Raw genomic sequence first — 21,094 nt, 5'->3', positions numbered from 1 at the left:
GCGTGGCCTGCGGGTTCCGGAACATGACCAACTACCGAAGGCGCATCATGATCCACATCGCCGTCACCCGACAGCGACCGACCGCAGCATGAACGACCCACCCCGCGGAAAGTCGAAGAGCCGTGTTGGCTCGTGACTGGGATCTGCGCGTGGCGCTTGTCGGCGGCCTAGCCGGTTCTGTGGTGTTGTGGTGCGCCTCGTATTTCATGAACGACCATTCGATGTTCCGTTATGCGGCTCTGGTGCCAGGGGAAGTCGCCTTTCCGTTGGTGCGGTGGGGGATGACGGCCGCCATGTTGTTGCTGGCCGCCGGTGTGGTGGCCCTGCAGGTCGCGGCCGACCGCTGGCCGCGGGCGCGTCCGGTTGTCGGAGTGGCCCTGGCAGCAGGGGTGGTGGTGCTGGCGTTGGCGGCCTGGCGCGGCGATTCCACCAGGGTCGGTCCGGACTGGTCGGACGGGGTGCACGAGGCCGAGGTCAGCTGTGACGCCGGCGCCGTCGCCGTGCAGGTGGCCGCTGCGCCGGGCGGCTGGTCGGTACGGCTGCCGTGCACCGCCCTGCCGCACAACGGGTAGATCAGCGCCGCTTGCGGACCGCGGCGTCAGACTCCCCGCGGCGTCAGACTCGACGCGGCCCGGTGAGACGTAGCCTTGACCCGTCATGACTGCAACTCATCTCAACCCGAACTCGCCCTGGGTGCTCGACGTCCGCACCCTCGGCCGGCGCCCCGGCAGCTACAAGCCGGTGACCCTCGATGTACCCGTCGACGAGCCGATCGGCCTGCCGGTGATCGCCGTCCCGGCCGGTGGCAGTGTGCGGTTGGCGCTGCGGCTGGAGTCCGTCACCGAAGGGGTGCTGGTGTCCGGCACCGCCTCGGCGACCGCCGAGGGCGAGTGCGCCCGCTGCCTTGAACCGGTCAAGGAGAACGTCAGCGCCAAGCTCCGCGAGCTGTATGCCTACCCTGGCTCCACCACCGACGAGACCACCGACGACGACGAACTGCCGCGGGTGCAGGACGACCTGATCGACCTGCGGCCGCTGGTGGTTGACGAGCTCACGCTGGCCATGCCGATGGTGCCGTTGTGCAGCGACGACTGCCTCGGGCTGTGCTCCGAATGTGGCGTTCGGCTCGCCGATGCGGAGCCTGGCCATTCTCATGAGATACTGGACCCGCGCTGGGCGGCCTTGGCCGAGAAGTTCGGCACCGAAGGCAACGCTGCGGAGCAGCAAACGCCCCGGTCCGACCGCGATTCCGACCCGAGTCGGACCCGTCCCGAGTAGTGCGTCACCGGTAACGGTGGCCGGCACTGTTCGGCCCGCGCCACCAGCAGCGGTTGCCCTGCGCAGCCGCCGCCACCAGCAGTATCAGTCAGCAATTGAAGGAGAGGTAGTCGTGGCTGTCCCGAAGCGGAAGATGTCCCGCAGCAACACCCGGGCGCGTCGCTCGCAGTGGAAGACCACCGTGCCGACGCTCGTGCCCTGCCCGAACCCCGCGTGCGGCGAGCTCAAGCTGCCGCACACCGCCTGCCCCAACTGCGGGCAGTACGCGGGTCGCCAGGTCGTCGAGGCCTGATCACACGGACAGGGATATGAGTGCTGCCCGGAGCGCTCCCGCCAGCGCTGCTGGCATAGCCCCAGAACTGCATCAACAGCTCACCGCCAAGCTCGGCGTCGATCTCGACGCCGAGCTTGCGCTGTTGGCGATGACCCACCGCTCGTACGCCTACGAGCACGGCCGCATCCCGGACAACGAGCGGCTGGAGTTTCTCGGCGATGTGGTGCTGAGCATCGTCGTCACCGAGAAGCTGTACCACGAGCACACCGAGCTGCCCGAGGGTCAGCTGGCCAAGATGCGCGCGTCGATCGTCAACATGAACGCGCTGGCCGGGGTGGCCAGGTCGATCGGTCTCGGCGACATGCTGCTGCTCGGCAAGGGTGAGGAGTCCAGCGGCGGTCGCGACAAGGCGTCCATCCTCGGCGACGCCACCGAGGCCCTGATCGGCGCGCTGTACCTGCAGCACGGCCTGGAGCCGACCAGGGTGGTGGTGCTGCGACTGTTCGACGCGCTGATCTCCGGGGCTCCGCTGCTGGGTGCCGGCCTTGACTGGAAGACGTCGCTGCAGGAGCTGGTCGCCACCCGCGGCATGGGGCCGCTGGAGTACCGCATCGAACAGAGCGGTCCCGACCATCTCAAGCAGTTCACCGCGCAGGTGGTGGTCGACGGTGTGCCGTACGGCGAGCCGAGCACCGGGCGCACCAAGAAAGAGGCAGAGCAGCGCGCGGCGGGCAACGCCTACACCGCGCTGTCCGAGCCGGACGGTTCCGCTTCCGAAGCTGCCGCTGCCGCCGGCACTGACACCGTGGCCGGCACTGACACCGCTGTTGACGCCGGTGCCGCTACTGCCGCTGGCGACGGTGCCGCTGCTGGCGCCGGTGCCGCCGGGTCCGAACGGGGAGCTCCGGGTGCCACACCGGTGCCGCCGGCCGATCCCGGCGATTCGGCGGGACCCGCGGGTCCCGCCGGTCCGCCGCGCGGCTGACCCGTGCCGGAACTGCCAGAGGTCGAGGTAGTCCGCAGGGGACTGGCCGAACACATCACCGGTCGGCGCATCGCAGCCGTCCAGGTGCACTCCGACCGTGCCGTCCGCCGACATCCCGGTGGCCGCAATGACTTTGCCGCCGTGCTGGCCGGCCGCACCATCGAACAGGTCCGCCGCCGCGGCAAGTACCTGTGGCTGGTGCTCGACGACGGCGACGCGGTGCTCGCACACCTGGGCATGAGCGGCCAGTTCCGGGTCGGTGCTGGTGCTGGTGCTCGAGCTGGTGCTGGTGCGGCATCGGGTGGTGTTCGGGCGGGTGCTGTTCGGGCGGGCGCTGCCGGCCGGGGCGCCGCGCCGCTGCATCCGCACCTGCGGATCCGGTTCGACTTTGCCGACGACGGGCCGCATCTGGACTTCCTCGACCAGCGCACCTTCGGCGGCATGGCATTCTCGCCCGGCGGCGCGGAGCTGCCCGCCGAGATCGCGCACATCGGCCGCGACCCGCTCGACCCGTTGTTCGACCGGGACGCCGCGGTACGCGCGATCCGCGGCAAACACACTGAGTTGAAACGGGTTCTGCTCGACCAGACGGTGGTCTCCGGCATCGGCAACATCTACGCCGACGAGGCGCTGTGGCGCGCCAAACTGCACTACCGCAGGCAGACCGATCGGCTGCCCCGGCCGGCGGTGCGGGCCGTGCTGGATGCGGCCACCGAGGTGATGACCGCGGCGCTCGCCGTCGGCGGCACCAGCTTCGACGCGTTGTACGTCAACGTGAACGGCGAGTCCGGCTACTTCGACCGCACGCTGGACGCCTACGGCCGCGAGGGTCTGCCGTGCCGGCGCTGCGGCCACCCGATCCGCCGCGAAGCGTTCATGAATCGCTCGTCCTTCCTGTGCCGGGTGTGCCAGCGGCCGGGTCGCTCTTAGAGTCACCGCGCCGCGAGCGACGGCGGCGATGGAACCGCGACTGCTGCCGCCGCGAGCCGGAGCCGAGCCGGTCACCGATGCCTAATGACCGGAATTGCCTTCTCGTCGGCAATCGCGAGCGTGGCGCCGCGTGAAAACCGGGACGAGAAGCCACTTTCGGTCAAATGACGGGTGAGCCGGCGCTTGGTGGTTCGCGGTGGCGGGTTGGTAGCGTCGGGCGGCCCATGAATCCGATAAAGCCGAATCCCGGCGACCGCCCCGTGCAAGAGCGACGCACGGCGCGAGTGCTGCTCACCGACCCGGAGGGCCGGGTGTTGTTGTTCGCCGACAGCGACCCCGGGGTGCCCGGCTACCGCTGGTGGATCACCCCAGGCGGCGGCACCGAGCCGGGGGAGTCCGACGCCAAGGCGGCGCTGCGTGAGCTGCACGAGGAGACCGGTCTGCGGCTGCACCCGGGGAAGCTGCACGGCCCGGTCGCCACTCGCAGCGTCTGGCACGGCTACACCGACAAGATCGTGCGGCAACACGAGACGTTCTTCGCCGCCACGGTTCCGGTGTTCGAGCTGGACCTGTCCGGCCATACCGACGCCGAGCGCCTCACCATGACGGCGCACCGCTGGTGGTCCCGCGACGACCTGGCCGCCACCGACGAGGCCATCTGGCCGCGAAACCTTGTGCAGCTGCTTGACTTGTCCGCCGACCCCGAACACCCAGCCGTGCTGGAAGAATCCGAGGAGTCCAGCGTGCGGGTATCGGCGGCAGATCCCAGCGGCACACCAGCGCCCGACTGACCGCGACAGATTGAGTTCTACAGTGGGTAGAACGACGGTGGGGCCGGCGGAACATCGGCGCCCACAACATTCGCGAATCCCAGTACCCGAGCACATCGACACACAGGACAGCGAGGCGGCGGTGACCACAACCGGCAAGGGGCGCCAGCCCAGCAGACGCGGCGCCGCCCGCTCCGCACCAACTGGCGGCAGCACCCCACTCACCGGCACCGCACGTACCGCGGACACCACCGGAGACGGTGTCGACCCGTGGCTGCGGTACTCCTCGGCCGCGGTGGTGGCGCTCAGCCTGCTCATCGTCATCGGCGGCGGCATCGTCCGGCTCACCGGATCGGGGCTGGGCTGCTCGTCGTGGCCCAACTGCTCGCCCGGCGAGTTCGCGCCCGAGTACACCGCGCAGAACCTCCACGACATGATCGAGTGGACCAACCGGATGCTCACCGGGGTGCTGGTGGCCGGCGTCGCGGTGTTCATCGTGGTCGCGTGGTGGCGGGTGGGGCTGCGCAACCGGATCACCCTGTCCGGCTTCGCGCAGCTGGCGATCGTGCTGCTGAACGCGGTGGTCGGCGGCATCAGCGTGCTGACCGGTCTGAACCCCTGGGTGGTTGCCGGGCACTTCCTCGCCGCGATGCTGCTGGTCGGCACCGCGGCCGCCTCGTACGAGCTGGTGCTGCTGGAGGGACGCGGCCGGCCCGCCCCGACCAGCCGGCCGCTGGCCGGGCTTTTGGTGGTGACCACCGGTGTGGTGGTGGTGTTCGGCACCGCCGTGTCCGGGTCCGGACCGCACTCCGGCGACGACAACGCCACCAAACGGATGGGCTTCGACTGGACCGCGGTGACCATCGTGCACGGCGTCGCGGCGGCCGCCATGCTGGTGATCGCGCTGATCTACGCCGCCGGCATTTCCCCTGCTGGCCGGTTCCGCGAGGTGCGGAGACGCTCCCAGGTGTTTCTGGGGCTGGTGGTGCTGCAGGGTGTTGTCGGCATTGTGCAGGCGATGACCAACCTGCCGATCGTGATGGTGATCGTCCACCTGCTGATGGCCGCGATGCTCTGGGCCGGCGCGGTGCGCATCTACCTGGCCGCCCGGTTCGCCGGCGCGGCCCCCACCGTTGGCGGGCCGGCTAGCAGTGTTGGCGGGCCGGCTACGGCGGCCGGTCGCACCGCCGGCCACGCCGGCTCTGCCGGGCCCGGCACCGCCGAGGTGGGCAGGTGAGCGGGGCCGGACGCCGGTTGGTCCGGACCGTCGCACCCGACCGGTTCGACCCGCGCTGGCGGATCGCCGGTCGCGGCAACTGGTTGGCCGCGGCGACCAGACAGACCACCCGCCGGCTGCGCGGCGCACCCACGACGCCGACCCCGGTCGACCGCGGCCTGCGCGCGCTGACCACCAGCGCCAACCACGGCCTGCTGTGGTTCGGGGTGGCCGGCGCGCTCGCCGCCACCGGCAAGCGCGGACGGCGGGCGGCGCTGCGCGGCATCACCTCGCTGGCCGAGGCCAGCCTGCTGTCCAACACCGTGATCAAACCGCTCGTCGGCCGCCGGCGCCCAGCCGCCGATCGGGTCAACCGGCTGCGGCAGATCGGCAAGCAGCCGTGGACGTCGTCGTTCCCGTCAGGCCACGCCGCCTCCGCCGCCGCCTTCGCCACCGGCGCCGCCGTCGAGTGGCCGGCCACCGCTGCGGTCCTCGCCCCGCTGGCCGGGGCCGTTTCCTACTCGCGCGTGCATGTCGGCGTGCACTACCCGTCTGACGTTGTCACCGGCGCGGCGATCGGCGCCGGGATCGCGGTGCTCGGTGCAAAGATCTGGCCGGCCAAGCCTTTTGCGCCGGCGGAGATGCCGGACGCGACCGCGCCGCCGCTGCTGGACGGCGCCGGCCTGCTGCTGCTCATCAACTCCGCGTCGGGGACCGCGTCCGGGGCCGAGCAGGCCATCACGGAGCTGCTGCCGAAGACGCGGGTCGTGCGCTGGGACCCGAGCGAACACGGCGTGGCCGACGCGCTTGACGCGGCGCTGGACGGCCCCGACGGCGCCTCGGTGCGGGCGCTCGGCGTCGCCGGGGGAGACGGCACGGTCGCCTCGGTGGCGCAGGTCGCGCTGGACCGCGGGCTGCCGCTTGCGGTGCTCCCGGCCGGAACCCTGAACCACTTCGCCGGAGCGCTGGCGCTCGACACCCACGCCGACACCGCGGCCGCGCTGCGCGACGGGCGGGCCGGCGCCGTCACCGTCGCCGAACTGAACGACAAGCTTTTCCTGAACACCGCAGGCCTCGGCGGCTACCCCGAGCTGGTCGAGCGGCGTGATCGGCTCAGCCACCGGATCGGCAAATGGCCAGCGGCTGCCGTCGCGCTGTGGCGCACAGCTCGCAAGCACCAACCGATGACGGTGACCATCAACGGCGAGCGGGTGCCGGTCTGGGCGATGTTCATCGGCAACGGCCGCTACTCCCCGCGTGGGCTGGCGCCGGCCTGGCGGGAACGGCTCGACGACGGCGTCCTCGACGCACAGTTCTTGCGCGCCGACCGGCGCTTCTCCACCACCATCGGGGTGCTCGCCTCGTTGATCGGATTGGTGGAGCGCACCAGGGTGTACGGCACCGTGCAGGCGCCGGCGCTGACCATCGACGTGGCCGGCGACCCGGTCCCGGCTGCCCACGACGGCGAGGTCACCAACCCCGGCAGCGCCTTCCGGCTGCGGGTGCTGCCCAAGACGCTCACCGTCTACCACGGCTGAGGGACGGCGGCCGGCCAGCACGCCTGCACGGCTGAACACGGCCGAGAACTGCTCACCGGGGCCAGCGGCCGACGGCGCCGATCTGGTTGGCTGGCGGGTATGGACAACCCCGGCCCAGCAAGCGATTCCGGCGGGACCGCCGCCGACGAGCAGGTGCGGCTGACCGCCTTCGTGCAAGGCCAGGTGCAGGGTGTCGGGTTCCGCTGGTGGACCCGTGCGCGGGCGCTGGAACTCGGGCTGGTGGGGTCGGCGAGCAACAAGCCGGACGGCAGGGTCGAGGTGATTGCCGAGGGGCCGCGCTCGGCGTGCGAGCGGCTGCTCGCCGCGCTGCGCGGCGGCTCCACCCCAGGTTCGGTGGCGTTCGTCTCCGAACAGTTCGGCCCGGCCCGCGGCGGCCTCAGCGGGTTCCGCGAGCGCTGACCCCGGGCGCCGGGAGCGGGCCGGCCAGCGCGGCGGCCAGCGTCGGCCCGGCGAACCGCACCACCTCGGCGCGGCTCAGCTGCGCGATCGGCGCCAGGTGCAGCACGTAGCGGGTCAGGAACACCCCGGCGATCACCGCCGCCGCGGCGCTGACCCGGCCCCGTGCGTCCGGTCCGGCGGGCACCGGCAGCACCTCGAGCAGCCGATCCACCACGTTGACCTGAAGGTAGCTGGCGAACACCGCGCCGGCCGCGGCGTCGGTGGCGGCGGCCGCGAGCAGCTCCCGCAGCCGCTGCTGCACCTGCGGCAGCTCCCACCAACCCAGCGCGGCGTCCAGCAACTGCGGCGCGAACTCGCGAGCGCTGGACAGGGTCGCGACCCGGTCGAGGATCTGCCCAGGGCCGACGGCCAGATCGATCACCTGGGCGAACAGGCCCTCCTTCCCGCCGAAGTGATAATTGATCAGACTGTGGCTCACCCCCGCCGCTTCGGCGATCCCGCGCACCGTCGTCGCCGCATAGCCACGCTCCAGAAACGCGCTGCGAGCTGCGGAGACAATGCGCTCGCGGACATCGGAGTCGCTGGCCGGTCGACCGCGGCGGTTATTGACCATGGTTGCCAGTCTGCACCTCGGCGGCTCACCGTGGTGGCATGCCCAAGCCCCCATCTGCCGAATCGGACCGGGACCCAACGGTGTGCGTCGTCGGCGGCGGCCCCGCCGGGATGGTCACCGGGCTGCTGCTGGCCCGTGCCGGGATCACCGTGACCGTGCTGGAGAAGCACGCCGACTTCTTCCGCGACTTCCGGGGCGACACCATCCACCCGTCGACGCTGGAGCTGCTGCACCAACTCGGCTGGGACACCGACTTCCTGACGCTGCCGCATCAGCGGGTCGAGCGGGTGACGGTATCCGTTGCCGGCCAACAGTTTCAGGTTGCCGACTTCACCCGGCTGCCGGTACACCACCGGTACATCGCGCTGGTGCCGCAGTGGGACTTCCTGTCGTTTCTCGCCGACAAGGCCGCCGTCCTGCCGGCATTCTCGTTGCAGCGCAACACCACAGTGACGGGCTTGCTGACCGAAGGGGACACCGTGGTCGGCGTCACCGCCGAGCGGGACGGCGAGCCCATCGCGATCCGGGCGGGTTTGGTGATCGGTGCCGACGGCCGCCACTCCACCGTGCGCAGCGCCGCCGGGCTGGCCCCGACCTCCCGGCAGTCACCGATCGACGTCTGGTGGTTCCGCCTGCCCCGCAACAACAATCGCGACAGCAGCGAAGAGTTCACGCTGTTCACCTCCAGCCCCAGCGGCGTGCTGATCAGCATCAACCGCGGCGACTACTGGCAGCTGGCATACGTGTTACCGCACGGAGCCGGCGCGGCACTGCGGGACCAGGGACTCGACGAGTTCCGCCGCAGGGTGGCCGGCGTGCAACCGGCGCTGCGCCGGCGGCTGACCGACGACCTCACCTGCTGGGACCAGGTCCATGAGCTGACGGTGCGGGTGGACCGGCTGCGCCGCTGGCATCGGCCGGGGCTGCTCTGCATCGGCGATGCCGCGCATGCAATGTCGCCCGCCGGCGGGGTCGGCATCAATCTGGCGATCGCCGACGCGGTGGCGACGGCCAACCGGCTCGGGCCGATCCTGCGGCAAGGACGCATCCCAGGCGAGCGCGACCTTGACGCCGTCCGGCGCCGTAGGGCCTTGCCGGTGGCGATCACCCAGTTCGCCCAGACCCGGCTGCTGCGCGGCATGTACCCGACGTCGCTGGAACGGCGCACGTCGCTGCGGCCGCCGCGCGCCCTTCGGGTGCTGAACGCGGTTCCGGCGCTGCGCCGGCTGACCGGGCGATTCGTCGGGCTCGGCCTCCGCCGGGAACGCCTCAGGGACGGGTAACCTCATCACGTTGTCGAAACCGGTTCGCCTCGTACAGGAAGTGGTCGCAGCAGCGTGTACCTGAAGTCATTGACCCTCAAGGGCTTCAAGTCGTTCGCGTCCTCGACCACCCTGCAGCTGGAACCCGGCATCACCGCCGTCGTCGGGCCCAACGGCTCCGGCAAGTCCAACGTCGTCGACGCCATCGCCTGGGTGTTGGGGGAGCAGGGTGCCAAGGCGTTGCGCGGCGGCAAGATGGAAGACGTCATTTTCGCTGGTACCGCCGACCGGCCGCCGCTGGGCCGGGCCGAGGTCACCCTGACCATCAACAACGCCGACGGCGCGCTGCCGATCGACTACACCGAGGTCTCCATCACCCGCCGGATGTTCCGGGACGGCGCCAGCGAGTACGAGATCAACGGCTCGAGCTGCCGGTTGCTCGACATCCAGGAGCTGCTGTCCGACTCCGGCATCGGCCGCGAGATGCACGTCATCGTCGGGCAGGGCCAGCTCGACGCGGTGCTGTCCGCCCGCGCCGAAGACCGCAGGGCCTTCATCGAAGAGGCCGCCGGGGTGCTCAAGCACCGCAAGCGCAAAGAGAAGGCACTGCGCAAGCTCGACGCCATGCAGGCCAACCTGACCAGGCTCACCGACCTCACCTCCGAGCTGCGCCGGCAGCTCAAGCCGCTGGGCCGGCAAGCAGAGGTGGCCAGGCGCGCAGCGGGCGTGCAGGCGGATCTGCGGGACGCCAAGCTGCGGCTGGCGGCGCACGACTACGTGCAGCTGGCCGAGCAGATCGCCAAGGAGACCGCCGACGAGCAGGCCGCCGTCGAGCACCGCGAACGGGTGCAGAAGGCGCTCGCCGACGCCACCGAACGCGCCGAGCGGGCCGCCGCGGCGCTGGCCGAGGCCACCCCAACGCTGCAGGCGGCACAGGACGTCTGGTTCGCGCTGTCGGCGCTGTCCGAGCGGTTCCGCGGCACGCTCGGCCTTGCGGAGGAACGCGAGCGCAACCTGTCCGCCGAACCGGCACACCAGCGCAGCGGGCGCGACCCCGAAGAACTGGACCGGCAGGCCGAACAGGCCGAGGCCGAGCAGACCGAGCGGCAACAGCTGGTCGCCGCGGCCACCGCGCAGTTGGAGGCGGCCGAGCAGACCCGCAGAGACGCCGAGCAGCGGCTCCGCGACGCCGAGGCCGAGTTGGTGGCGGCGGGGCGCGCCATCGCCGACCGCCGCGAGGGACTGGCCCGGCTGTCCGGGCAGGTGAACGCGGCGCGGTCGCGGCTGGCCTCGGCCGACGACGAGAGCGCCCGGCTGGAATCGGCCGTCACCGAGGCCCGCCAGCGCGCCGCGCAGGCCGAGCAGCAGTTCCAGCAGCTGCAGGATCAGGTGCAGGGTCTTGACTCGTCCGAGATCGGGCTGGACGAAGCCCACATGGACGCCGAGCAGGCCGCACAGGCGGCAGCCGCCAGGGTCGCCGAACTCGACGCCTCGCTGCGCGAGGCGGCCACCGAACAGACCAGGCTGCAGGCCCGGTTGGACGCCCTGACCATGCACGCCCAGAGCAAGGACGGCGCCGGCACCCTGCTGGCCGCCGACCTGCCAGGGGTACTCGGCCCGGTCGCGACCGTGCTGACGGTGACGCCCGGCTACGAGGCGGCAGTCGCCGCGGCGCTCGGCAACCTGGCCGAAGCCGTTGCCGTGCAAGATGTTTCCGCGGCGCAACGGGCGCTGGAGCGGCTGCGGGAACAGGACGCCGGGCAGGTCAGCTTGCTGGTCGGTGACGCCGCGGCTCCCATCGAACCGCCGCGCCCCGCGCTGCCGACCGGGGCGGTGTGGGCGGTCGATCAGGTGAGCGCACCCGCCGCGTTCCTGCCCGCCCTGCGGCGATTGCTGGGCGGCGTGGTGATCCTGCCACTCGGCCAGCCCGCCTCGGCCGAAGCCGGCACCGCTACCGCCGATGCGGCCACGGCCGGCGCCGCCACCGCCGATGCCGGCACCGAGACCGCGACCGTCGGTGCCGCTGGCGCCGCCGGAGCTTTCCAAGCGGCCGAACTGCTTGCGGCGCAACCCGACCTGCGGGTGGTGACCGGAACAGGCGAGCTCTTCGGGGCTGGCTGGGCGATCGGCGGCAGCCCCGGCGCGCCGTCGGTGCTGGAGATCCAGGCGGCGGTGAGCGAAGCGGAGACCGCGCTGGCCGCGGTGCAGGCCCGCAGCGGTGAACTGACCGCCGCCCACGCCGGCGCCAGCGCCGAAGCCGAACAACTCGGCGCCAGGGCCAGGACCGCGCTGGCCGCCCTGCACGAGTCCGACGCGCAACTGTCCGCCGTCACCGACCAACTCGGCCGGCTCGGCGCCACCGCCAGGTCCGCGACGGCAGAGGCCGAACGCCTTGAGCGGCAACGCGATCAGGTGCAGATCAGCAGGCAGCAGCACCGGGACGCACTCGCCGATCTGGAACAACGACTGGCCGCCGCGACCGAATCCGACGCCGGTGCCGATCACCCCGACGAGGTGGACCCGAGCGCCCGCGACGCCGCCGCCGAGCACGCCCAGCAGGTGCGGCAGGCCGAGGTGGAGGCCAGGCTGGCGCTGCGCACGGCGGAGGAACGGGCCAAGGCCGGCGCCGGCACCGCAGAGTCGCTGCGCCGGGCCGCCAGGGCCGAACGCGACGCCCGGCTCCGCGCGGAACAGGCGGTGCGCCGCCGGGCGGCCGGAGCGGCGGTCGCCAGACGCGTCGTCGAGATCGGCGCCGCCGCCGCTGAGAAGCTGCAGCACGCGCTGGAAACCGCTGCGCGGCAACGGGAATCGGCGCAGCAGGCCCGGCAGGCGGCCGAACAGGAGGCCGGCGAGGCCAGGGCGGCGGTAGCCGGTCTGCAGTCCGAGTGGGACAAGCTCACCGATGCGGTGCACCGCGACGAGGTGCAGCGCGCCCAGCAGACGCTGCGGCACCAGCAGCTCACCGAGCGCATCGCGGTGGACTTCTCGATGGCGCCGGACGATCTGGTGGCAGAGTTCGGCCCGGACGTGCCGGTGCCGCCCACCGCGCTCGAGATGGGGGAGTACACCGCCGCCAAAGAACGCGGCGACGAAGTGAGCGCGCCGCAGCCGACGCCGTTCGACCGCGGTGAACAGGAACGCAGGGCCAAGCGCGCCGAGAAGGAACTGGCGCTGCTCGGCAAGGTGAACCCGTTGGCGCTGGAGGAGTTTGCGGCGCTGGAAGAGCGGCACGCCTTCCTGTCCACCCAGCTGGAAGACATCAAATCCACCCGCAAGGATCTGCTCACCGTCGTCAAAGAGGTGGACGACAAGATCCTCGAGGTGTTCACCAGCGCCTACCACGACGTGGCCCGCGAGTTCGTCACGGTGTTCGGCACGCTGTTCCCCGGCGGCGAGGGTGAACTGGTGCTGACCGACCCGTCCGACATGCTGACCACCGGTATCGAGGTGAACGCCAGACCGCCCGGCAAGAAGGTGAAGCGGCTGTCGTTGCTGTCCGGTGGCGAGCGCTCGTTGACAGCGGTGGCGCTGCTGGTGGCGATCTTCCGGGCCCGGCCCAGCCCGTTCTACGTGATGGACGAGGTGGAGGCCGCCCTTGACGAGACCAACCTGACCCGGCTGGTCGGGTTGCTCTCCGAACTGCGCGACTCCAGCCAGCTGATCATCATCACCCACCAGAAATTCACCATGGAGGCCGCCGACGCGCTGTACGGGGTGTCGATGCGCGGCGACGGCATCACCCAGGTGATCAGCCAGCGCATCAAAGGCCGCGCGGACGAGCCCGTCGACACTCCCGCGCCGCGCGCCACCACTGATTCCGCCGCAGCCGGGGTCGGTACCGACGTGGAGCGCAGCCCGGTCGGTTAACCGCGGGAGTCCACGGCGGTGCCCGCGCCCGGGCCGGCGCGGGCACCGGACGGCGCGGTTCGTCGTCACCCCTGACGGGACCCCGTGATGTGGTCCACCTGCTATGAGAGTGCTGGTTGTGTGTTGGGTGTCCAGCTGGCCGCGAACTCGGCTGGGGTGCGGTCCCCGAGCGAGGAGTGCGGCCTGTAGGTGTTGTACTCGATCCGCCAGGCTTCGACAATCACCTGGGCCTCCAGGACCGTGCCGAACTCTTCGACGTTGAACAACTCGTCGCGGGCCCGCCCGTTGAACGACTCGATGAACGGGTTCTCCCACGGCGCGCCTGGCTCGATGAAACTGGTCCGGGTCCCGGTCATCCGGCAGTAGTCACGCAGCGCCCAGGCGATCATCTCCGGGCCGTTGTCCATCCGCAGGTGCTCGGGAGCGCCGCGGACCGCGATCAGGGCGGTGAGTACCTCGACGACCTCGTCGCTGGTGCAGGTTCTGCCGATCCGCATGGCCAACGCTTCTCGGGTGTACTCATCGACGATATGCAGCGACTTCAGCCGGCGCCCGTCGGTGGTCTCGTCGAACTGGAAATCCAACGCCCACACGTGATTCGGCCGCTGTGCCCGGAACCGAACCGTGGTATCGGCTGCCACCCGGCGGCGCTTACGGGAACGGACAGGTCGCCGTAACCCTTCCTCGCGCCACAGCCGCTGAATCCGTTTGTGATTCACCGCCCGCCACGGCCCGCAAGCCTCCCGACGCAGCAGCCGATACGCCATCCGCCACCCCCACCGCGGATGCTCCGGGGCGATCCGCCGCAACCGTCCACGCAGCCGACTCTCCTCATCCGGGCGTACCCGCCGCGCCAGCCGCACCGTCGAGCGGTGCACCCCGACCACCCGACAAGCCCGCCGCTGCGAAACCCCGAACCGTTCCCGCACATGCGCCACAGCGCGGCGGCGACGGTCCGGGGTCAGAAGTTTCCCTCAGCCAACTCCTTCAGCATGTCGATATCCAACGCCTGGTTCGCAACCAACTTCTTCAACCGCGCGTTCTCGACCTCTAACTCCTTGAGCCGCTTCGCTTCTGACACCTTCATGCCCCCGTACTGAGCGCGCCAGCGGTTCCACGTCGCCTCGGAAACCTCCAACACGCGGAGCACCTCAGCAAGGTCCTTGCCCTCGTTGAGCAACCGCTCACCCTCCCGGAGCTTGCGAACCACCTGCTCCGGGGTATGCCGATGACGCTTCATCGTGATCATCCTCCTCGCCCACAGTCTGGGCTCTCGGACTCTCACAACACATGGACCACCCCGAAGGGGCCACGTCACCCCGAAGCCCGCCTCGTCCCGTGCCGGAACCGCACCGTGCCGCAACCGCACCGTGCCGCAACCGCACCGCCGGAACCGACGGCCGCGCGGCGGCGTCTGTATCCACGGTGCTGCTGCCTCCACGCTGCTGTATCCACGGTGCTGCCGTAGACCACCGGCTTAACCGCCACCACTGTCGATGTCACCAGGGGGATCGATGTCTCACCCGCCCGTACCCACCGCACTCGCCGGCCGGGCCGTGAGCCGGCGCGCGCTGTTGGCGTTGCTCGCGGCCGGCGGCGCTGGGCTGCTCACGGCCTGTGAGCGCGACCAGCTGGGCCGGGCCGAACCAGCCGCGGGCTCGCTGGCCGCGATGCCAAGCGGTTCGGGTGATGGCGGCGGGATCCGCGAACTGCGCGGTGCCGGCAGCCGAGTGGCCCCGGCAGGGATGACGATGCTCAGGCTCCGGTTCGGAGCCTTCAGCTCGGCGCTGCTAGCCGCGACCCAACCCGACGACAAGGGCAACACGCTGATCAGCCCGTATTCGTTGCTGGCCGCCATCGGCATGGCCGACTTCGGCGCCACCGGCGCCCCGGCGGAGGCCCTGAAACGCGGCCTCAGCGGTTCCGCCGACGAGGTCGCGAGCTGGATCACCGCCATTGATGCCGCCGTGGCCGCGGCTGTCGCCGATTCGCAGGACGTGCAGGCGGGCGGTCAGCAACTCGATCCGATGGTGGTGCAGACCGCCAATTCGCTGTTCCTGCAACAGGATTACCGGCTGCGCCGGGAGTTCTTGGACGCGCTGGCGCGTGGCTACGACGCCCCGGTGCGGACGGTCGACTTCCGCGGTGACGCCGACGGCGCCCGCAGCGCCATCAATACGTGGGTCGGTGAGCGCACCAGAGGGTTGATCCCCGAACTGCTCGACCCGGCGCGGGTCACCGAGCTCACCAGGCTGGTGCTGGTGAATGCGCTGTATCTGAAGGCGCCGTGGGCGGCCGGGCCAGCCGCCGAGGATACGCACGACTTCGCCGTCGGCGGCAAACAGCGCCTGCCGGTGCCGTGGCTGTCGATGGACACCCAGACCATCCCGTACGCCACCGGCGACGGCTGGTCGGCGGCGTCCATCGGATTGGGCGGCGGCGGCCTCGCCATGACCATCGTGCTCCCCGACAAGGCCGACACCGATCCGGTCACCCTGCTGCGTCCCGAGGTGTGGACACTGCCGAGCACCGCCCCAGCGACCAAGGTCAAGGTGCAGCTGCCGCGGCTGGAGCTGGACAGCTCCACCGACATGGTGCCCGCGCTCAGCGCGATGGGGATGGCGGGCGCCTTCAACGTGCCCTTGACCGGTATGGGCGAACCGGGCCAGGAGCCGCTGCTGATCACCGCGATCATCCACAAGGTCAAGTTCACCAGCGACGATCAGGGCATCGAAGCCGCGGCGGCCACGGCGGTGGTGGCACCGGGAGGCGCCGCCCCCGGCCCGCCCGAGAAAGCGCCGGTGGAGTTCGTGGTGGACCGGCCGTTCCTGTTCGTGGTGCACGACGTCGAGACCGGCATGCCGCTGTTCACCGGGGCGATCTCCGACCCCAGGTGATCTTTCGGGCGGTGCATCCGCGATCGGCGGTGCCGCCCGCGATCGGCGGTGCGGCCCGCGATCGGCGGTGCGGTTCGCGCTCAGCGGTGGCCGCGGTGATGAGGCAAGATCGGCTCGTCAACACCGGACCACCTGGTCCGCACCAACGCCGAAGGAGGCGCCGCACCGTGACCACCGCACGCGACGTGATGAATCGTGGGGCTCAGACCGTCCCGCCGACCGGGACCCTTGTCGATGCTGCGAAGTTGATGAAGAACCTCGGCATCGGATCGCTTCCGGTGCAGGACGATGCGGGCAACATCACCGGCATGGTGACCGACCGCGACATCGTGATCAGCGCGGTCGCCGACGGCGCCGACCCGTCCGCGACCAGCTGCGGCGACATCGCCAACAGCCCGGTACAGACCGTCGACGCCGACACTCCGATCTCCGAGGTGCTGTCCACCATGCGTGAGCACCAGGTGAAGCGGATGCCGGTGACGTCCAACGGTGAGCTGATCGGCATGATCAGCGAATCCGACCTGGTGGCCGAGCTCTCCGGCGACCAGGTGGCGCACTTCGCCGAGGGCGTCTACAAGAAGGACTGACGCGCCCGGTAGATCCAGCCCGAAAGAGTTGATAGCTCCCCGGGTTGCCGCGCTGCCGAGCGGCACCCCGGGGCTACCAGCCCGGCCACGAGGCCGGACTGCCGGCTCGACTACTGGGCCCGACGACCCGGCTCCACTCCTGCGCCTGACTACTGGGCCCGACTACATGAACGGGTGCTTGTCGCCCAACACTTCCCACTCGCGGACGCGGCGCGAGCTGATGCAGCCCTGCTCGAAGAACGGATCGGCATCGAGCAGCCGGGCGATCTCCTCGGGGCTGTCCGCCCGCATGATCAGCAACGCGCCGGGGCCGCCGGCGTTGTCGGCGTAGGGTCCGCGCGCCAGCACCGAGCCCTCGTCGGTCAGCCGGGACAGGTAGTCACGGTGGGCCGGGCGGTGTTGATCGCGCAGGCTCGCGGAATTGACGTCGTAGTCGTACTGGACGGCGTAGATCGGCATGCCGTCATGCTGCCAGCCGGTACCGCCGCGCTCTGGCCCGGGCCCCGACTGGACCGCTGCCACCCGGACTCGGGTCGTTGTCGCTCGCGCCGGGGCCCCAGCGGCCGGCTTTCAGCTCGTCACCAACGCTGTCACCTTGGACAGTTCGGCCCCGTGGAGGTCGCGCTCGACTTCGAGGTCGTAGTCGGTCTGGATGTTGATCCAGAACCGGTCGTCGACCCCCAGGGCCTTGGACAGTCGTAGAGCGGTGTCGGTGGTGATGGAGCGTTTGCCGCGGACGATCTCGCTGATCCGAGTCTGGGGGAGACCGGTGGCCTGGGCGAGGCGGTACTGGGTGATGCCCAGCGGCTCAAGGAACTCGGTCAGCAAGATCTCGCCCGGAGTGATCGGGTCGTGTGCCTTGGTCGTCGTGGCCATGATCGGTCTCCTTCCGGTTCTAGGTCAGTGGTAGTCGGTGATCTCGACGTCGTCTGCACCGTTATCGGTCCAGATGAAGCAGATCCGGTATTGGTCGTTGATGCGGATGGAGTGTTGGCCGGCTCGGTCGCCTACCAGCTTCTCCAGGCGGTTGCCGGGTGGCACCCGCAGGCTGTTCAGTTCGGAGGCCGCGTTGAGGAGACGGAGCTTCTTCTGCGCGGCCCGTTGCAGTTCGGGTCCGAGGGTTCGGACGTGTTCGCGGTTCCAGACCTTCTCTGTGTCGGTGTTCTTGAAGGACCGGATCACGACACTATGCTAACGCTTGCCGATACTATCGGCAAGCGTTAGCATCGGCCTCGGTTCCCGAGGACGACCCTGACGTTGACCAACGTTGAATGACGTATGGCAGGTCACCGGCCGTTTAGGCACCTACTGGCAGAGCTTGAAAAGCCCCGAATCAGAGGTCGTAGTAGAGCGCGAACTCGTAGGGGTGCGGGCGCAACCGGATCGGGTCGATCTCGTTGTCGCGCTTGTAGTTGATCCAGGTGTCGATCAGGTCGGGGGTGAAAACGCCGCCCTCCAACAGGAAGTCGTGGTCGGCCTCCAGCCGGTCGATCACCGCCGGCAGGCTGGCCGGCACCTGCGGGATGTCGGCGGCCTCTTCCGGCGGCAGCTCGTACAGATCCTTGTCGACCGGGGCGGGCGGCTCGATCTTGTTCTTGATGCCGTCCAGCCCGGCCATCATCATCGCGGAGAACGCCAGGTACGGGTTGGAAGACGGGTCGGGGCAACGGAACTCGATGCGCTTGGCCTTCGGATTGCTGCCGGAGATGGGGATTCGGATACACGCTGAGCGATTCCGGCTGGAGTACACCAGGTTTACCGGTGCCTCGTAGCCGGGTACCAAGCGGTGGTAGGAGTTCACCGTCGGGTTGGTGAAGGCCAGCAGCGACGGGGCGTGATGCAGGATGCCGCCGATGTAGAACCGCGCCGTCTCGGACAGGCCGCCGTAGCCGGCCTCGTCATGGAACAGCGGGCTGCCGTCCTTCCACAGCGACTGGTGGGCGTGCATCCCGGAACCGTTGTCGCCGAACAGCGGCTTCGGCATGAAGGTCACGGTCTTGCCGACGGCCGCGCCGGTGTTCTTGACGATGTATTTGAAGAGCATCAATTCGTCCGCGGCGGCGAGCAGCGTGTTGAACTTGTAGTTGATCTCCTGCTGCCCTGCGGTGCCCACCTCGTGATGCGCGCGCTCCACCTCGAAGCCGGCGTCAGTCAGGTTGGCCACCATGTCGTCGCGCAGATCGCCGTACTGGTCGTACGGTGCCACCGGGAAGTAGCCGCCCTTGGGCCGCACCTTGTACCCCTTGTTGCCGCCGTCCTCCTCGCGGCCGGTGTTCCACCAGCCGGAGTTGGAGTCGACGGTGTAGCCGGTGGTGTTCATGTCGGAGTGGAAGCGCACGTCGTCGAAGACGTAGAACTCGGCCTCCGGCCCGAAGAACGCGGTGTCGGCGATGCCGGTGGTGGCCAGGTACTCCTCCGCCTTGCGGGCGATGTTGCGCGGGTCGCGGGAGTAGGGCTGCAGGGTCAGCGGATCGTGCACGAAGAAGTTGACATTCAGCGTGCGGCGCTTGCGGAACGGGTCGATCCGAGCGGTGGTGGCGTCCGGCAGCAACAGCATGTCGGACTCGTGGATCGACTGGAAGCCGCGCACCGACGAGCCGTCGAAGGCGAACCCGGCGTCAAGGGCGTCCGCGGTGACCGAGGCGGCCGGAACGGTGAGGTGCTGCATGATGCCCGGCAGGTCGCAGAACCGGATGTCGAGGAACTCGACGTCGGTGTCGGCGATGTACTTGAGCAGTTCGTCGTTGGAGGAGAACACGCGGGACAAGCTCCTAGATCTTCGGCGGGGGTCGGCCGTTGGCGGGCCGCGGACGACGTGAGGCCGATCCGCGGCAACGTGACCGGGCCGGGCCCGGCGACGTCCTACTGACCGAGTCTAGAAATCGGTATTGCTTGCAGGCGACCGCAATGTTTCGAGCACGTTACACAGTCCGGCACGGCGTCCTGGGCGCGGCAGCAGCAGCGGCAGTCGCGGCAGTCGCGGCAGTGGCAACGGCAGTGGCAGTCGCGGCAGTGGCACCGGTCGCGGCCGGCGCCGGGCAGCTGGCCGGCGGTGACCGCCTACTCTGGAACGGTGAGTTCATCGACCGCGTCCGCCCCGCAGCGTGGCGGCGGCACGGGGCTGGAACTGCCGGCCAGCGGCGTTGGCTCGGCGGCGTCGATCGGCTCCCGGGTGCTGGCGTTCGTCATCGACATCGCGCTGTCCGCCGGGGTGGCGGCGTTGTTCACGCTGCCGGACGCCCCCAAGAACTGGTCGCTGCTGGTGTGGGCGGTGATGACGGTGCTGTCGGTCGGGTTGTTCGGGTTCACGCCGGGGCAGTGGCTGATGGGCATCAGGGTGGCGGTGGTCGGCGCCGCCAGTGACGATCGCCGCGCCGGGCTGGTCGGCTGGTGGGCGGTGCCGCGCACGGCGCTGACGTTCCTGCTGATCCCGGTGCTGCTGATGGATGCCAACGGGCGCGGGCTGCACGATCGGCTGTGCCGCACCGTGGTGGTGCGGGCCCGCTGACGCCTCGTCCGCCCGCCGCGGGCCGCGTCCCGCTGCCGCTCCTGGACGGACGCTGGATCTGCGGGACGGCCCGGGTGGCGCGGCTCCGGCGTGACCAGTTGGGGGTGATGGTGCTGGCGGGCCCGGGACGGCTCAGCGGGTGCCGCGGCGGGCCACCCGCTGCACCGACCGCATCTTGGCGCCGGACGGCATCGGACCCTTGGGCAGACCGGTCTGCGGCGAACGTCCGCGCAGCGCGGTGAGCCGGGCGTCGAGCTCCTCGACGGCGCTGGCCGAGATGTTCCGCGGCAGCTTCATCAGGAACGGATTGAGCTTCTTGAGCGGCGTCTGGCCCTCTTCGGTGCCGACGATCACGTCGTAGATGGGGGTGTCGCCGACCACCCTGGCAATGCGCTTCTTCTCTTGCGCCAGCAGCGGTTTCACCCGATGCGGGGCGCCCTCGGCGACCAGTACGACGCCAGGCCGGCCGATCACCCTGTGCACCGCATCCATATGCGTCGTGCCGGCGATGGCGGGGGTGACCCGCCACTTGCCGCGCAGGTTGTTCTGCAGCGACCAGGCAGCGGCGCCGGGCTGGCCTTCGGCCTTGGCGTAGACGTTGGACTGGGCGCGCCGGGCGAAAATGATCATGGCGACGGCGAAGCCGATCAGCAGGCCGAACGGCAGCGCGAAATACCAGGCGATGTTCAGCAGCAGGGCCAGCCCGACGATCACGGCAGCGGCTGCGAGCACCGCGAGGATCATGTACGGCAGCAGCCGCTTGTCCTCTTTGCGCTGGATGTTGAACGCCTGCCAGATCTGGCCGCGCCGTTCCTTCTTCTCGGCACGCTGGGCGGCCTTGAGCGCCTTCTTCTCGTCCTTGGTCACCGCCACGTTGTTCGCGGTCCCGCGCGTCTTAGCCATGGGCTCAAGGATACGGCGAGGCCCGCCCACCATCCGAATCGTGGGC

21 protein-coding genes are annotated in these 21,094 nt (G+C 70.2%); 14 read left to right on the top strand and 7 right to left on the bottom strand.

The window, feature by feature from the left end; translation table 11 throughout:
- Positions 1-206: 206 nt before the first annotated feature.
- The 9 genes from HKD39_RS17865 to HKD39_RS17825 all read left to right on the top strand — a co-directional run bounded on the left by HKD39_RS17865 (position 207) and on the right by HKD39_RS17825 (position 7,411).
- The gene (locus HKD39_RS17865) at positions 207-572 is read left to right on the top strand and encodes a hypothetical protein (RefSeq protein ID WP_171201225.1); all 366 of its coding nucleotides are present in this window, start codon (positions 207-209) and stop codon (positions 570-572) included.
- 85 nt (positions 573-657) lie between these two features.
- Entirely contained in the window at positions 658-1,278 is a 621-nt protein-coding gene (locus HKD39_RS17860; RefSeq protein WP_171201224.1) for a YceD family protein, read from the top strand.
- A gap of 112 nt (positions 1,279-1,390) precedes the next feature.
- On the top strand, positions 1,391-1,570 hold the full coding sequence (gene rpmF / locus HKD39_RS17855; RefSeq protein WP_171201223.1) for a 50S ribosomal protein L32: 180 nt from the start codon (positions 1,391-1,393) through the stop codon (positions 1,568-1,570).
- Between the two features lie 16 nt (positions 1,571-1,586).
- Positions 1,587-2,537 carry a ribonuclease III gene (gene rnc / locus HKD39_RS17850; RefSeq protein ID WP_171201222.1) on the top strand — a complete coding sequence of 317 codons (951 nt, stop codon included), beginning with the start codon at positions 1,587-1,589 and terminating at the stop codon, positions 2,535-2,537.
- 3 nt (positions 2,538-2,540) lie between these two features.
- Positions 2,541-3,467 carry a bifunctional DNA-formamidopyrimidine glycosylase/DNA-(apurinic or apyrimidinic site) lyase gene (gene mutM / locus HKD39_RS17845; RefSeq protein WP_171201221.1) on the top strand — a complete coding sequence of 309 codons (927 nt, stop codon included), beginning with the start codon at positions 2,541-2,543 and terminating at the stop codon, positions 3,465-3,467.
- A 224-nt stretch (positions 3,468-3,691) separates the two neighbouring features.
- A complete protein-coding gene (locus HKD39_RS17840; protein ID WP_171201220.1) occupies positions 3,692-4,258 on the top strand; it encodes an NUDIX hydrolase in 567 nt (188 codons plus the stop codon).
- 121 nt (positions 4,259-4,379) lie between these two features.
- Complete coding sequence (locus tag HKD39_RS17835; RefSeq protein ID WP_171201219.1) at positions 4,380-5,474, top strand: COX15/CtaA family protein; 1,095 nt, start codon at positions 4,380-4,382, stop codon at positions 5,472-5,474.
- Entirely contained in the window at positions 5,471-6,991 is a 1,521-nt protein-coding gene (locus HKD39_RS17830; protein WP_212754722.1) for a bifunctional phosphatase PAP2/diacylglycerol kinase family protein, read from the top strand. Before HKD39_RS17835 ends, HKD39_RS17830 begins: the two co-directional genes overlap by 4 nt.
- A 99-nt stretch (positions 6,992-7,090) precedes the next feature.
- Positions 7,091-7,411, top strand: coding sequence for an acylphosphatase (locus tag HKD39_RS17825; protein ID WP_171201218.1), 321 nt, complete (start codon positions 7,091-7,093; stop codon positions 7,409-7,411).
- On the opposite strand, the gene HKD39_RS17820 is transcribed toward HKD39_RS17825, so the two are convergent.
- Positions 7,389-8,024, bottom strand: a complete 636-nt coding sequence (locus tag HKD39_RS17820) for a TetR/AcrR family transcriptional regulator (protein ID WP_171201217.1) — start codon at positions 8,022-8,024, stop codon at positions 7,389-7,391. The genes HKD39_RS17825 and HKD39_RS17820 overlap by 23 nt on opposite strands.
- A gap of 38 nt (positions 8,025-8,062) precedes the next feature.
- On the opposite strand from HKD39_RS17820, the gene HKD39_RS17815 reads away from it, so the two are divergent.
- Positions 8,063-9,307, top strand: coding sequence for an FAD-dependent oxidoreductase (locus HKD39_RS17815; RefSeq protein WP_171201216.1), 1,245 nt, complete (start codon positions 8,063-8,065; stop codon positions 9,305-9,307).
- A 54-nt stretch (positions 9,308-9,361) separates the two neighbouring features.
- Positions 9,362-13,153, top strand: coding sequence for an AAA family ATPase (locus tag HKD39_RS17810; protein WP_171201215.1), 3,792 nt, complete (start codon positions 9,362-9,364; stop codon positions 13,151-13,153).
- A gap of 101 nt (positions 13,154-13,254) precedes the next feature.
- On the opposite strand, the gene HKD39_RS17805 is transcribed toward HKD39_RS17810, so the two are convergent.
- Positions 13,255-14,402, bottom strand: a protein-coding gene (locus HKD39_RS17805) for an IS3 family transposase (RefSeq protein WP_171201214.1) whose coding sequence is annotated in 2 segments (ribosomal slippage) — positions 13,255-14,129 and positions 14,129-14,402 — 1,149 coding nt in all. Because the reading frame shifts where the segments join, the coding sequence is not laid out codon by codon here.
- A 265-nt stretch (positions 14,403-14,667) separates the two neighbouring features.
- On the opposite strand from HKD39_RS17805, the gene HKD39_RS17800 reads away from it, so the two are divergent.
- Positions 14,668-16,050 (top strand): serpin family protein, encoded by a 1,383-nt coding sequence (locus HKD39_RS17800; protein ID WP_171201213.1) that lies wholly within the window; start codon positions 14,668-14,670, stop codon positions 16,048-16,050.
- A gap of 167 nt (positions 16,051-16,217) precedes the next feature.
- Positions 16,218-16,637: a CBS domain-containing protein gene (locus tag HKD39_RS17795; protein WP_171201212.1), complete on the top strand. Its 420-nt coding sequence runs from the start codon at positions 16,218-16,220 to the stop codon at positions 16,635-16,637.
- A gap of 162 nt (positions 16,638-16,799) precedes the next feature.
- On the opposite strand, the gene HKD39_RS17790 is transcribed toward HKD39_RS17795, so the two are convergent.
- From HKD39_RS17790 to glnA, 4 genes are all read right to left on the bottom strand, one after another.
- On the bottom strand, positions 16,800-17,096 hold the full coding sequence (locus HKD39_RS17790) for a YciI family protein (protein ID WP_171201211.1): 297 nt from the start codon (positions 17,094-17,096) through the stop codon (positions 16,800-16,802).
- 111 nt (positions 17,097-17,207) lie between these two features.
- Positions 17,208-17,513, bottom strand: a complete 306-nt coding sequence (locus tag HKD39_RS17785; protein ID WP_171201210.1) for a HigA family addiction module antitoxin — start codon at positions 17,511-17,513, stop codon at positions 17,208-17,210.
- A 24-nt stretch (positions 17,514-17,537) separates the two neighbouring features.
- The gene (locus tag HKD39_RS17780; protein WP_171201209.1) at positions 17,538-17,819 is read right to left on the bottom strand and encodes a type II toxin-antitoxin system RelE/ParE family toxin; all 282 of its coding nucleotides are present in this window, start codon (positions 17,817-17,819) and stop codon (positions 17,538-17,540) included.
- Positions 17,820-17,970: 151 nt separating this feature from the next.
- Positions 17,971-19,395, bottom strand: a complete 1,425-nt coding sequence (gene glnA, locus HKD39_RS17775; RefSeq protein WP_171201208.1) for a type I glutamate--ammonia ligase — start codon at positions 19,393-19,395, stop codon at positions 17,971-17,973.
- Between the two features lie 315 nt (positions 19,396-19,710).
- Between glnA and HKD39_RS17770 the strand changes: the two genes are divergently transcribed.
- On the top strand, positions 19,711-20,145 hold the full coding sequence (locus tag HKD39_RS17770) for an RDD family protein (protein WP_171201207.1): 435 nt from the start codon (positions 19,711-19,713) through the stop codon (positions 20,143-20,145).
- 132 nt (positions 20,146-20,277) lie between these two features.
- On the opposite strand, the gene HKD39_RS17765 is transcribed toward HKD39_RS17770, so the two are convergent.
- Entirely contained in the window at positions 20,278-21,048 is a 771-nt protein-coding gene (locus tag HKD39_RS17765) for a DUF4191 domain-containing protein (protein WP_171201206.1), read from the bottom strand.
- Positions 21,049-21,094: the final 46 nt, after the last annotated feature.

This window comes from Nakamurella aerolata, from assembly GCF_013002705.1.
In the GTDB taxonomy this organism is placed as follows: domain Bacteria; phylum Actinomycetota; class Actinomycetes; order Mycobacteriales; family Nakamurellaceae; genus Nakamurella; species Nakamurella aerolata.
Note: the sequence above shows the minus strand (reverse complement) of the source record. Positions and strands in the feature narration are given on the sequence as shown.